Origin of the sequence: Streptomyces sp. NBC_01506, assembly GCF_045040295.1 — a bacterium.
Classification (GTDB): Bacteria; Actinomycetota; Actinomycetes; order Streptomycetales; family Streptomycetaceae; genus Streptomyces.
In genome coordinates, this window is record NZ_CP109422.1 from 3,036,371 (window position 1) to 3,048,304 (window position 11,934).

Sequence of the window (11,934 nt, forward strand, 5' to 3'; positions counted from 1 at the left end):
GGAACGGAGCCTGGCGGCCACGGGAGCGAGCGCCGTGGCGCGTGGGCCGCACGGACGGCTGGACCAGCCGCGTACGCCCAGGCGCAGGCTCCTGCCGGACTACGACCCCGAGGCGTTCGCCCGGCTCTCGGAGCGGATCGCGCGCTTCCTCGGGACGGGACGCTTCATCGTCTGGATGACGCTGACCATCATCGTGTGGGTGCTGTGGAACATCTTCGCGCCCCCCGGAGTGCGTTTCGACGAGTACCCGTTCATCTTCCTGACCCTCGCGCTGTCCCTCCAGGCGTCGTACGCGGCTCCGCTGATCCTGCTGGCGCAGAACCGCCAGGACGACCGGGACCGGGTCACCCAGGAGGGGGAGCGCAAGCAGAACGAGCGCTCCATCGCCGACACCGAGTATCTGACCCGCGAGATCGCCTCGCTGCGGATGGGGCTCGGCGAGGTCGCCACCCGTGACTGGATCCGCTCGGAGCTGCAGGACCTGATGCGGGACCTCGCCGAACAGCGTGTCCTGCCGCCCGCGGACCCGTCGCGCGGACGTGACGAACCCGACCGTCCCGAGCACTGACGCGCTTTCCGGGGCATGCGCGCGGCGCCGTACCATCTCCCTATGGCTACCGACACGCACGGAACCGCCGCCCCCGCGCAGGACGCGGTGCGCGCAGCACTGGCGACGGTGAACGACCCCGAGATCCACCGGCCGATCACCGACCTCGGCATGGTCAAATCGGTCGACATCGGGTCGGACGGCGCGGTGGCTGTCACGATCTATCTCACGGTGTCCGGCTGCCCGATGCGCGAGACGATCACCACGAACGTCACGGAGGCCGTCGCCTCGGTCGCGGGCGTCACCCGCGTCGACGTCACGCTCGACGTGATGAGCGACGAGCAGCGCAAGGAGCTGGCCACGTCGCTGCGCGGCGGTACGGCCGAGCGCGAGGTGCCCTTCGCCAAGCCCGGCTCGCTGACCCGGGTGTACGCGGTCGCCTCGGGCAAGGGCGGCGTCGGCAAGTCGTCGGTGACGGTCAACCTGGCGGCCGCGATGGCGGCCGACGGTCTGAAGGTGGGTGTCGTCGACGCGGACATCTACGGGCACAGCGTGCCGCGCATGCTGGGCGCGGACGGCAGGCCCACCCAGGTCGAGAACATGATCATGCCGCCGTCGGCGCACGGTGTGAAGGTCATCTCGATCGGTATGTTCACCCCGGGCAACTCGGCGGTGGTGTGGCGCGGACCGATGCTGCACCGGGCGCTCCAGCAGTTCCTCGCCGATGTGTTCTGGGGCGATCTGGACGTGCTGCTGCTCGATCTGCCGCCGGGGACGGGCGACATCGCGATCTCGGTGGCACAGCTCGTGCCGAACGCCGAGATCCTGGTGGTCACCACCCCGCAGCAGGCCGCCGCCGAGGTCGCGGAGCGGGCCGGCTCCATCGCCGTACAGACCCATCAGAAGATCGTCGGCGTGGTCGAGAACATGTCGGGGCTGCCGTGCCCGCACTGCGACGAGGTCATCGACGTGTTCGGGACCGGCGGCGGCCAGCGCGTCGCCGACGGGCTGACGAAGACGACCGGCGCCTCGGTGCCGGTGCTCGGCGCGATCCCGATCGACGTACGGCTCCGGGAGGGCGGCGACGACGGCAAGCCGGTCGTGCTCTCCGACCCCGACTCCCCGGCGGGCGCCGCGCTGCGGTCGATCGCCGGCAAGCTCGGCGGGCGGCAGCGTGGACTGGCGGGCATGACGCTGGGGCTGACGCCGCGTAACAAGTTCTGAGACCGGCCACGCCACGTGTAAGGGGCGCCCACCCATGGTGGGCGCCCCTTACACGTGGCTACGCGGTCACTCGGTCACTCGCTCACGTACGAGTGGATGTCCTCGATCACGGAGAAGCCGAGGCCGTACGCGCTCATGCCCCGCCCGTACGCGCCGATGTGCACCCCGGCCTCGGCCGAGGCGGTCGGGCCCGTCGAGCCGGCGAGCACCCAGCCGAATTCGGATTCGCGATAGTGGAACGGGGTCGGCACACCGTCCACGGGAAGCGACAGCACCGACCAGGCGGAGCCGTTGAGGTCGTCGGCCAACTCGAAGGCCGTCTCGGTCTGCTGGTCCAGCCAGTCGTCGCGCAGCGAGTGGTCGAGCTGCGCGGGCCAGGTCGACACCAGGAGCCCCGAACCGGCCAGCCAGGCGGCCGAGGACACCGTCGTGGCGTCGAGGACGCCCGTGCCGTCACCACTGCGGCGTACGGGGCTCGCGGCGACCGTCACGACCGCCGCGAAACGCTCCTTCTCCGCGGCTGACGCGTCCGGTCTTATCGACGGCTCGTCGCCGTGACCCGTGGAGCCGTGCTGCACGGTGTCGTCCGCCGCCGTCCCCACCTGCATCAGCCATCTGGGTCCGGTGAACGCGTCGTCCAGGCCGTACCAGGGGAAGGTCGCCCGCAGATAGCCGTCGACCGTGCGCCGGGCCCCCGGCACTCCCTCCGCCGTGCCGGCCGCGCCATGGGCCCCTACCCGGTTCGTCGTCTCCATCTGTCCGGACCGCCTCCTCCATCTCGGGGTCCGGAGCGGCCCGCCCTCACGGACGTCTCACTACCGGACAGATGGAGGATAGCCACCCGTTACCGGCTCGCCGGGCAGGATCGGGCTCAGGTGGCGTCTGCGTCGAAAGGCGGACGATCGGCCTGCGCGGGTGTCTCCGGCTTCTTGAGCAGGTCAGCGGTGCCGGAGGTGCCGGACGGGCTCTTGGTCAGGCTCGGCGGCGCGGGCTTGCTCTCGGCGGTGTCACCGCCACCGGTGTCGCTCCCGGCGGTGTCACCGCCCTTGCCGTGGACCGAGTCGGCGACGTCGTTGATTTCCTTCTTGAGATTGAAGCTGCTGCGGATCTCCTTCAGCCCCAGGTCGTCCTCGTGCTCCGCCAGTTGCTTGCGGACGAACTTCTTGGGGTTGAGGTCCTCGAAGTCGAAGTCCTTGAACTCCGGGCCCAGCTCGGAACGGATGTCGTCCTTCGCGTTGTCGGAGAACTCGCGGACTTTCCGGATGAAACGGGACACGTCCTGGATGACCTTGGGCAGCTTGTCCGGGCCGAAGACGAGCACGGCGAGGATCACGAGCGTCACCAGCTCGAGCGCGCCTATGTCATTGAACACCTTGCTGCTCCTCGTGTTCTCCGTGCCCGCAGGCGGGACCTTGTCGGCCTGGCCTGTGGTGGGTCAAGGCCCGGGCCGCTCCACGGTACCCGGCGGACCAGCCCGGACGGTACCTTCATTCGGCTCTCACCTACCCTCCGCGCTGCCGAGGACCAGAGTCATGGTCTGCTCTTTACCTCCGCGGGTCAGGGTCAGCTCCAACTCGTCACCCGGACGGTGCGAACGGACCTTCACGATCAGCTCCTCGCCGCTGTGCACCCGCTGGCCGTCCACCTCGGTGATGATGTCGCCGGTCCTGATCCCCGCCTTCGCGGCCGGGCCGCCGTCCTCCACCGCCGGTCCGCCGTCGGCGCTCTTGGCACCGACCTTGGCGCCGTCGCCCGTGTACTCCATGTCGAGCGTGACACCGATCACGGGGTGCGACGCCTTGCCCGTGTTGATCAGTTCCTCGGCGACGCGCTTGCCCTGGTTGATCGGTATGGCGAAGCCGAGGCCGATGGAGCCGGCCTGGGCGCCGTCCGGTGTGCCGCCGCCGTCCGCGCCGCGGATCGCGCTGTTGATGCCGATGACCTGTGCCTTCGAATTCACCAGCGGGCCACCGGAGTTACCGGGGTTGATCGGGGCGTCGGTCTGGAGGGCGTCGACATAGCTGATGTCGCTGCCGTCGCCGCTCTCGCCGCCTGCCGTGATCGGGCGTTCCTTGGCGCTGATGATGCCCGCCGTCACGGTGTTCTGGAGGTCGAAGGGCGCGCCGATCGCCACGACCGGGTCGCCGACCTGGACGTTGTCGGAGTTGCCGAGCGGCAGCGGCTTGAGCCCGGAGACTCCGGTGACCTTCACCACGGCCAGGTCGTAGCCGCTGTCCTTGCCGACGACCTTCGCCTTGGCCGTCTCGCCGCCGCTGAAGGTGATCGAGATGTCGCCGGAGTCGCCGGCCGGGTCGACGACATGGTTGTTCGTCAGGATGTGGCCCGTGCGGTCCAGGACAAAGCCGGTGCCGGTGCCCTGCTCGCCGCCTCCGCTGACATGGAGGGTGACGACGCTGGGCAGGGCGCTGGAGGCGATCCCGGCGACGCTGTCGGCCGGCCGGTCTCCGCCGTCGGTGCCCGCCTGGGGCAGCTCGACGCTGGTGAGGCCGCCGTTGCGCTCGACGTACGCGCCGACACCGCCGCCGACGACGGCGGTGCAGAGCGCGAGGGCCAGGGCGCCCACGAGGCCGATGCCCCGGCGCTTCTTCCGGGACCGGCCCGCGTCGGGGTACGACAGGGTCTGCTGCGGCCCGGGGGCGCTCCAGGGGTCGTACTGGAGCCACTGGGTCGGCTGCGGGTGCGGGTGCGGGCCCTGGGGCGGGGGGAGTTGCTGCGTCTGCCCCTGCGGGTGCGCGAGAGGCTGCGGGTGCGGCTGGGGATGCGCCTGCGGGTGGGGCTGGGGGTGGGGCGCGGGCGCGGGCATGGGCTGCGGCATCGGCTGCTGGGCCGCCCGCGCCGGCACGCCGTATCCGGACGTCTGCGGGGGCTGCGGCTGGGCGTGCTGCTGCGGCCCGCCGGGGGCGGCCGGGCCGGTCGGCCCGGCGTAGTGCTGCGGCGGAATGGGCGTGCCCTGCGCCGGGGTGGGCACCGGTCGCTGCACCTGCGGTGCGGGCGCCCAGGGGCCGGGGCCGCCGTAGGGCGGTGTGCTGTACGGGTCGGGCTCGTGGAGCGGCTGCGGCCGGCCCTGCGTCTGTGTCGCGGCACTCACCGCGGAGGGGGCGCGCTCGGGCGGGGCGAGCAGATGGTCCTCGGGATCCGGGGCCGGATCCGGACCCGGCTCGGACGCCCGCTCGGGGACGCTGTCGGCCGGTTGCGCGTCGGCCGGTTCGGGGACCGGCGCGCGGTCGGGATTCGGGGGGACTTCATCGGTGACCGGCGACAGTTCCGTCGTCTCCTCGGTGTTCCGGCGCTCCGGTACGTCGGGCTCTCGCGGTATCGCGCGTCCCGACGCCGGGCGGCTCCACCACTTGGCCTTGGGTCCGGTGGGCTTCCCGTCGTCCATGCTCTCCCCGCACCTGACTCGTCCGTGCCCCGAGAAGGGCACCCGTGCAGGGATTCAACCAGGTTTACGAATGTCCGCGCAGGGACCCCGTCCGGGACCCCGTCACCGACGCCGCGAAAGCGGCACGCCGGACTGTGTGGGCGCGGAGAGATGAGTGGGGTCGGGCGTGGCCGTGGGGGTGGTCAGTCCGGGGCTGGCGGCGAGTTGGAACGCCGCGCCCGTAGGCCGTATCAAGGGCGCCGCGGGGAAGTGGTTGAGAACCGCCGACTGGAACGGATGGGCAGTGAACGGCGAGGGCGTCGGGCCGGGGACGAGCACGGGCGCGCTGTCGACGGACTGCGGGAGGATGGCGCCCCGCTCACCCCGCTCGCCGCCCTGTCTGCCTCGGGTGCCCCCGCTGGGTGTGGTGGTGGCCCTGGTCAGCGGCGTGATGCTGTTGCCGCCGGGTCCGCGCGCGGCCGTGTCGGCCGTGGCGCCCATGGGCAGCGCGCTCAGCGCCATCGCGGCGAACGACACCGCGCTCGCGGCGGCGAAGGCGAACCGCCGGCCGCGCCACGGGGAGCGCTCGGCCTCGACGCGCCCCACCTCGTGGATTCTGAAACCCGCGCCGGAGCCTGAGCGGCCGCGCAGGGGGGATGTGGGGGCACCGGTCGGGTGGTGGCCGAACGCGTCGCTGCGTGGGCCGAAGACACCGCCGCCGAACGCCGATCCGTCGAACGGGCCGGGGGCCTCGTCCTCGTCGTCGTCGGACGATCTGCCGGGCAGACCCTGGAGCCGGGCGAGAAACCCTTCGGACAGCGGCGGCGGTGCCGACTGCGCGAACGCGTTCTTCAACCGGCGCTGGGCGTCGGCCTCCGCCTTGCACTTGGCGCAGGTCGCGAGGTGCGCCAGCACACGCTCCCGGGCGTCGTGACCGAGCTCCCCGTCCACCAGGGCGGCGAGCCGGTCCCCCAGGTGCTGCTCCGCGGGGGTCGGTCCTGTGCCACTCACGCGAGTCCGCCCTCCCCGGCCACGCTCGCGAACGTGCGCTGCTCGGCCCGAGCCTCGGGAGAACGGTGCTGGAGGGCCTTGCGCAGGTGTGAACGGCCTCGGTGGATCCGGCTGCGCACCGTGCCGAGCTTCACGCCCAGGGTGGCGGCGATTTCCTCGTACGACAGTCCTTCGATGTCGCACAGGACGACCGCGGCCCGGAATTCGGGAGCGAGGGTGTCCAGCGCCTGCTGCACATCCGCGTCGAAGTGGGTGTCGTGGAAGACCTGCTGCGGTGAGGGCTCACGGCTGGGCAGGCGCTCCGCCGCGTCGTCACCGAGCGCGTCGAAGCGGATCCGCTGCTTGCGGCGGACCATGTCCAGGAACAGATTGGTGGTGATGCGGTGCAGCCAGCCCTCGAACGTGCCGGGGGTGTACGTCGACAGGGACCTGAAGACCCGGACGAAGACTTCTTGGGTCAGATCCTCGGCGTCGTGCTGGTTGCCCGTGAGACGGTAGGCCAGGCGGTACACGCGGGCGCTGTGCGTGCTGACGATCTCCTCCCAGCTAGGAGGCGTCCACGCCTGCGATTCCGCATCCGATGCGAAGGTCGCCGTAACTGCGGAGTCGGTCGAGCGAGAACGGTCAGCGAAGTTGGTCACGGATTTCGGCTCACCGGCCGACCTGAGAAAGCGCTTGAACGCTCCTCCCCGATCCGCAGGCGCAGCCGCACCTCCCCTATCGACTCTGGTGGTGTCCAGCGGAGCACCTACCATAGCCACCTCGCCCGTTAGCTCCGGATAAGAATCTTTGCCTGAATTTGCGCCTGGTCCCAGGTCTTCATCCATGTGTTCCCCCACCCCTTGATAACGCCCGGTCCCATCAGCGGGTTCCCGCGTCCAGCGGATACAGTCACCGGTGCGCCAACTACGGGGACAGGAGAGGGTCATTACCGCCAACCGGCAGACAAGCTGGGCGTTCGCCGACGCTTTTGTCGCCGAGGACGAGGCACTGCGCTGGGCCCGCGACAGGGCCCGGGACATGGGGCTCCGCTCGGTGTCACCGGGCACGGGCGCAGCGCTTCGTCTGCTTGCCGCCACGGCGGACGCGAAGGCGGTCGCGGAGATCGGTACGGGTACCGGGGTCTCCGGGATCTATCTCCTGAACGGGATGCGGCCCGACGGTGTTCTGACCACGGTCGACACGGAGCCCGAGCGGCAGCAGTTCGCCCGTGAGGCGTTCCGCGCGGCCGGCTTCACGAACAACCGCGCGCGCTTCATCCCCGGCCGGGCCCTCGACGTACTTCCCCGGCTCGCCGACGGCGGGTACGACCTCGTCTTCTGCGACGGTGACCGGCTGGAGTGCCTGGACTATCTCGCTGAATCGTTGCGCCTGCTGCGGCCGGGTGGGCTCGTGTGCTTCGAGGGCGTCTTCGCCGACGGCCGTACGGTCGACTCGGCGTCCCAGCCCCACGAGGTGCTGCGGCTGCGCGAGCTGCTGCGCACGGTCCGGGAGATGCACGACGAGCTGCTGCCGTCACTGCTGCCGGTGGGCGACGGGCTGCTCTGCGCGGTACGCCGCTAGGGGCACGCCGCCAGGGGAAAGGCTCACCCACCGGGTCCGGCGGGTGGCCTCGCCGACGACGCGCTCCGTGGCGAACGGAGAACGGAGAACGGAGAACGGCATAAAGCTGCCCCGACACGGAGGTGTCCGCGGCGGGGCAGCACGAGAGTGCGCGTTCTGTCCGCGTCAGCCGACGACCTTCTTCAGGGCGTCACCCAGCGCATCCGCCTCGTCGGGGGTCAGCTCGACGACCAGCCGACCGCCGCCTTCGAGCGGAACGCGCATGACGATGCCCCGCCCCTCCTTGGTCACCTCGAGCGGGCCGTCGCCCGTCCGCGGCTTCATGGCCGCCATGCTCGTTCCCCTTCCTGAAACCAGCTCATCGCAGCCGGCGGCCCCATGACAGGCGCTGTGTCACCGGCATCGAACACATTGCTTCCAGGCCATTATCCCGCATGGCGGGACCCGATGACCAACATCGGACGGCATCGCTTGCGCAACGCGCTCTCTCAAAACGACTCAATTCGGCGATCCGCCTGCGATACTTCGCGGCTGTTCACGGCTCCGCGGCCGTGGAATGTTTGACGCAGGTCACATGCCGACCTGCGGTGATCTCCGCCATGCTGGGCCCCGACAGGACAGCGGGACAGGCAGTCACCATCGCAGAGGAGATCCGATCATGGCCGACACGGTGCTGTACGAGGTGAGCGACGGGCTCGCGACCGTCACGATCAACCGGCCCGAAGCCATGAACGCGCTGAACATCGCGGCCAAGGTCGCCCTGCGCGACGCGCTTCTCACCGCCGCCGGCGACTTGGCCGTACGGGCCGTGCTCCTCACCGCCACCGGGCGCGCCTTCTGCGTGGGGCAGGACTTGAAGGAGCATGTCTCGCTGCTGGCGGCCGACGCGGCCGACGGCAGCGGCGGGACCATGACCACCGTGCGGGAGCACTACAACCCCATCGTGCGGGCGCTGACCGAGATGCCGAAGCCGGTCGTCGCCGGGGTCAACGGGGTCGCGGCGGGGGCGGGCCTGGGCTTCGCGCTCGCCTGCGACTACCGCGTCGTCGCCGACACGGCCTCCTTCAACACCTCGTTCGCGGGCGTGGCACTGACGGCCGACTCCGGCGTGTCGTGGACGCTGCCCCGGCTGATCGGGCAGAGCAGGGCGGCCGATCTGCTGATGTTCCCGCGGTCGATCACGGCGCGGCGGGCGGAGGAGCTGGGGATCGTCAACAAGCTGGTCCCCGCGGCCGATCTCGCGACCGAGGCGGTGACGGTCGCCCGGACCCTCGCGCAGGGCCCCACGCTGGCGTACGCGGCGCTGAAGGAGTCCCTGGCGTACGGGGCGGGCCACTCGCTGGCCGAGTCGCTGGAGAAGGAGGGCGAACTCCAGAACCGGGCGGGCGCGTCGCAGGACCACGGCATCGCGGTCCAGGCTTTCCTCGCCAAGGAGCAGCCCCGCTACGTGGGCCGCTGACGGCCTCGCCGGGCCTCAGGACCCGGCGAGCTGTCCGCGGACCACGCACCCCGCCAGATGGTCGTCCACCAGGCCGCACGCCTGCATCAGGGCGTACGCCGTCGTGGGGCCGACGAATCGGATGCCGCGCTTCTTGAGCGCCTTGGCCAGCGCGGTCGATTCGTCGGTCACCGCCGGGACGTCCCCGATCGTCTTCGGCACCGGGCGCGTCGCCGGGTCGGGGGCGTACGACCAGATGACGGTGTCCAGCTCGCCGGCGGGCCAGTCGGCCAGCTCGCGCGCGTTGGCGAGCGTGGCGTCGATCTTGGCGCGGTTGCGGATGATGCCCTCGTCGGTCAGCAGCCGGGCGGCGTCCGCGTCGGTGAAGGCGGCGACCGCAGGGATGCGGAATCCCGCGAAGGCCCGGCGGAAGCCCTCGCGGCGGCGCAGGATCGTGATCCAGGAGAGGCCGGACTGGAACGCCTCCAGACACAGCCGCTCGAACAGCGCGTCGTCGCCGTGGACGGGGCGGCCCCACTCCTCGTCGTGGTACGTCACGTAGTCCTCGGTCGACAGGCCCCAGGGACAGCGCGGCTCGCCGTCCGGTCCCGCCACCACTCCCCCGTCGGTCACCGCGGATCCTCCTCGCCCGGGTTCTTGAAGAGGTCGGGCCGGCCGACCGCCGTCGCCTGGGCGCCGGCCAGGGCGGACTCCAGCTCGGCGATCCGCGAGTCGCGCTCGGCCAGCTCGGCGCCGAGCCTGGCCAGCACCTCGTCCACGTCCGCCATCCGGTAGCCGCGGGGGGCGACCGGCAGCCGCAGGGCCTCTATGTCGGCCCGGCCCACCGGGCGTGTCGTGGGCAGCGGGTCCACGAGGTGTTCGGGCGCGGACTCGGGCAGCACCTCGCGGTCGCCACCGCCGACCACCGCGAGGGTGACGGCCGTGACCACCACGACCATCGCGATGAGCAAGAACAAGAACACGTGCTTCTCCCCGGGGCAGGAAAACGTCCGGTGCCGATCGTGCCATGCGGGAGTGACAGTTAGGGTCTGTCGCGAGGCAACGGGCGGCTGGAACGGGCGGTGACCAGGGGATGAGCAGCGGCACTCTGCGGCTGGGACGGCGGGAGTTCGACGCGTACGAGCCGGTGATCATGGCCATCGTCAACCGGACGCCGGACTCGTTCTACGACCGGGGCGCGACCTTCCGCGACCGGCCCGCGCTCGACCGGGTGGAGCGGGCGGTGTCCGAGGGCGCCGCCATCATCGACATCGGCGGGGTGAAGGCGGGGCCCGGCGACGAGGTGACGGCCCAGGAGGAGGCGCGCCGCACGGTCGGTTTCGTCGCCGAGGTCCGCAGGCGGTACCCGGACGTGGTGATCAGCGTCGACACCTGGCGGCACGAGGTCGGTGAGGCCGTCTGCGCGGCGGGCGCCGATGTGCTCAACGACGCCTGGGGCGGGGTGGATCCGGCGCTGGCGGAGGTCGCGGCCCGGTACGGCGCGGGGCTGGTCTGCACGCACGCGGGCGGGGCCGAGCCCCGGACCCGGCCGCACCGGATCGCGTACGACGACGTGGTCGCGGACATTCTCCGAGTGACGCTCGGGCTGGCCGAGCGGGCGGTGGAGCTGGGCGTCCGGCGGGACGCGATCATGATCGATCCGGGGCACGACTTCGGGAAGAACACCCGGCACTCGCTGGAGGCGACCCGCAGGCTGGGCGAGATGGCCGAGACCGGCTGGCCGGTGCTGGTGTCGCTGTCCAACAAGGACTTCGTGGGCGAGACCCTCGACAAGCCGGTGAAGGAGCGGCTGATCGGCACGCTCGCGACGACCGCCGTCTCGGCCTGGCTCGGCGCGCGGATCTACCGGGTGCACGAGGTGGCCGAGACGAAGCAGGTGCTGGACATGGTGGCGTCCCTCGCGGGCCACCGGCCCCCGGCGGTGGCCCGCCGGGGACTCGCCTGACCCGACGACCGTACGGATACCGCTACTTGCCGGTCTCCTTGGTCACCAGCGCCACCGCTTCCTCGACGTCGTCGGTGACATGGAACAGCAGCAGGTCCTTCTCGGACGCCTTGCCCTGCGCCACGACCGTGCCGCGCAGCCAGTCGATGAGCCCGTTCCAGTACGCCGTGCCGAACAGGACGATCGGGAAGCGCGTCACCTTGCGCGTCTGCACGAGTGTGAGCGCTTCGAACAGTTCGTCCAGCGTGCCGAGACCGCCGGGCAGCACGACGAAACCCTGGGCGTATTTGACAAACATCGTCTTTCGGACAAAGAAGTAACGGAAGTTCACGCCGATGTCGACATGGGGGTTGAGCCCCTGCTCGAAGGGCAGCTCGATGCCGAGTCCTACGGAGATGCCCTTCGCCTCCCGCGCGCCCCTGTTCGCCGCCTCCATCGCGCCGGGGCCGCCGCCGGTGATCACCGCGAAACCGGCCTCGACCAGTGCCCGGCCGATCCGGATGCCCGACTCGTAGTCCGGCGAGTCGACCGGCGTACGGGCCGAGCCGAAGACGCTGATGGCGCTGGGCAGTTCGGCGAGCGCGCCGAAGCCCTCCACGAACTCGGACTGGATGCGCATGACCCGCCAGGGGTCGGTGTGCACCCACTCGGAGTCGCCCGCGGTGTCCAGCAGCCGCTGGTCGGTGGTGCCGGGCTGCACCTGGTCCCGGCGACGCAGCACCGGCCCGAGACGCTGCGTGTCCGGCTTCCGTGCTTCCTCAGGACTGCCCATGGACTGCTCCCTCCGCTGCTGTGCCAGTTCT

The 11,934-nt window shown here is 71.2% G+C and carries 14 protein-coding genes; 5 read left to right on the plus strand and 9 right to left on the minus strand.

Features of this window, described 5'->3' with window-relative positions:
• The first annotated feature begins 10 nt into the window (after nt 1–10).
• Entirely contained in the window at nt 11–568 is a 558-nt protein-coding gene (locus OG329_RS12950; RefSeq protein ID WP_405801805.1) for a DUF1003 domain-containing protein, read from the plus strand.
• A gap of 42 nt (nt 569–610) precedes the next feature.
• Nucleotides 611–1,771, plus strand: a complete 1,161-nt coding sequence (locus OG329_RS12955; protein WP_405795020.1) for an Mrp/NBP35 family ATP-binding protein — start codon at nt 611–613, stop codon at nt 1,769–1,771.
• 74 nt (nt 1,772–1,845) lie between these two features.
• Here the strand turns inward: OG329_RS12955 and OG329_RS12960 are convergent, their stop codons facing one another.
• From OG329_RS12960 to sigE, 5 genes are all read right to left on the minus strand, one after another.
• Entirely contained in the window at nt 1,846–2,526 is a 681-nt protein-coding gene (locus OG329_RS12960) for a hypothetical protein (RefSeq protein ID WP_405795022.1), read from the minus strand.
• Between the two features lie 116 nt (nt 2,527–2,642).
• Nucleotides 2,643–3,143 carry a sec-independent translocase gene (locus OG329_RS12965; RefSeq protein WP_405795024.1) on the minus strand — a complete coding sequence of 167 codons (501 nt, stop codon included), beginning with the start codon at nt 3,141–3,143 and terminating at the stop codon, nt 2,643–2,645.
• 126 nt (nt 3,144–3,269) lie between these two features.
• A complete protein-coding gene (locus OG329_RS12970) occupies nt 3,270–5,174 on the minus strand; it encodes a trypsin-like peptidase domain-containing protein (RefSeq protein ID WP_405795026.1) in 1,905 nt (634 codons plus the stop codon).
• Nucleotides 5,175–5,276: 102 nt separating this feature from the next.
• Nucleotides 5,277–6,164, minus strand: coding sequence for an anti-sigma factor family protein (locus OG329_RS12975; protein ID WP_405795028.1), 888 nt, complete (start codon nt 6,162–6,164; stop codon nt 5,277–5,279).
• The gene (gene sigE, locus OG329_RS12980; protein WP_187280064.1) at nt 6,161–6,919 is read right to left on the minus strand and encodes an RNA polymerase sigma factor SigE; all 759 of its coding nucleotides are present in this window, start codon (nt 6,917–6,919) and stop codon (nt 6,161–6,163) included. The genes OG329_RS12975 and sigE overlap by 4 nt, the downstream gene beginning before the upstream one ends.
• A 142-nt stretch (nt 6,920–7,061) precedes the next feature.
• Here sigE and OG329_RS12985 point away from each other — a divergent pair, with 142 nt between their 5' ends.
• Nucleotides 7,062–7,727 (plus strand): O-methyltransferase, encoded by a 666-nt coding sequence (locus tag OG329_RS12985; protein ID WP_405795030.1) that lies wholly within the window; start codon nt 7,062–7,064, stop codon nt 7,725–7,727.
• A 165-nt stretch (nt 7,728–7,892) separates the two neighbouring features.
• Here the strand turns inward: OG329_RS12985 and OG329_RS12990 are convergent, their stop codons facing one another.
• Nucleotides 7,893–8,060, minus strand: a complete 168-nt coding sequence (locus tag OG329_RS12990; protein WP_003966491.1) for a DUF3117 domain-containing protein — start codon at nt 8,058–8,060, stop codon at nt 7,893–7,895.
• 325 nt (nt 8,061–8,385) lie between these two features.
• Here OG329_RS12990 and OG329_RS12995 point away from each other — a divergent pair, with 325 nt between their 5' ends.
• Entirely contained in the window at nt 8,386–9,186 is an 801-nt protein-coding gene (locus tag OG329_RS12995; RefSeq protein ID WP_405795032.1) for an enoyl-CoA hydratase/isomerase family protein, read from the plus strand.
• A 15-nt stretch (nt 9,187–9,201) separates the two neighbouring features.
• On the opposite strand, the gene OG329_RS13000 is transcribed toward OG329_RS12995, so the two are convergent.
• Nucleotides 9,202–9,798: a DNA-3-methyladenine glycosylase I gene (locus tag OG329_RS13000; protein WP_405795034.1), complete on the minus strand. Its 597-nt coding sequence runs from the start codon at nt 9,796–9,798 to the stop codon at nt 9,202–9,204.
• Nucleotides 9,795–10,148 (minus strand): DivIVA domain-containing protein, encoded by a 354-nt coding sequence (locus OG329_RS13005; protein WP_405795036.1) that lies wholly within the window; start codon nt 10,146–10,148, stop codon nt 9,795–9,797. Before OG329_RS13005 ends, OG329_RS13000 begins: the two co-directional genes overlap by 4 nt.
• A 110-nt stretch (nt 10,149–10,258) precedes the next feature.
• On the opposite strand from OG329_RS13005, the gene folP reads away from it, so the two are divergent.
• Nucleotides 10,259–11,131 carry a dihydropteroate synthase gene (gene folP, locus OG329_RS13010; protein WP_405795038.1) on the plus strand — a complete coding sequence of 291 codons (873 nt, stop codon included), beginning with the start codon at nt 10,259–10,261 and terminating at the stop codon, nt 11,129–11,131.
• Between the two features lie 22 nt (nt 11,132–11,153).
• Here folP and OG329_RS13015 read toward each other — a convergent pair whose 3' ends face one another.
• Nucleotides 11,154–11,903, minus strand: coding sequence for a TIGR00730 family Rossman fold protein (locus tag OG329_RS13015; RefSeq protein WP_405795040.1), 750 nt, complete (start codon nt 11,901–11,903; stop codon nt 11,154–11,156).
• Nucleotides 11,904–11,934 lie beyond the last annotated feature (31 nt).

Excerpts from the sequence above, each read along its gene's own strand:
- OG329_RS12955 (WP_405795020.1), top strand. The coding sequence starts at position 611 with ATGGCTACCGACACGCACGGAACCGCCGCCCCCGCGCAGGACGCGGTG.
- OG329_RS12960 (WP_405795022.1), bottom strand. The coding sequence starts at position 2,526 with ATGGAGACGACGAACCGGGTAGGGGCCCATGGCGCGGCCGGCACGGCG.
- OG329_RS12970 (WP_405795026.1), bottom strand. The coding sequence starts at position 5,174 with ATGGACGACGGGAAGCCCACCGGACCCAAGGCCAAGTGGTGGAGCCGC.
- sigE (WP_187280064.1), bottom strand. The coding sequence starts at position 6,919 with ATGGTAGGTGCTCCGCTGGACACCACCAGAGTCGATAGGGGAGGTGCG.
- OG329_RS12990 (WP_003966491.1), bottom strand. The coding sequence starts at position 8,060 with ATGGCGGCCATGAAGCCGCGGACGGGCGACGGCCCGCTCGAGGTGACC.
- OG329_RS12995 (WP_405795032.1), top strand. The coding sequence starts at position 8,386 with ATGGCCGACACGGTGCTGTACGAGGTGAGCGACGGGCTCGCGACCGTC.
- folP (WP_405795038.1), top strand. The coding sequence starts at position 10,259 with ATGAGCAGCGGCACTCTGCGGCTGGGACGGCGGGAGTTCGACGCGTAC.
- OG329_RS13015 (WP_405795040.1), bottom strand. The coding sequence starts at position 11,903 with ATGGGCAGTCCTGAGGAAGCACGGAAGCCGGACACGCAGCGTCTCGGG.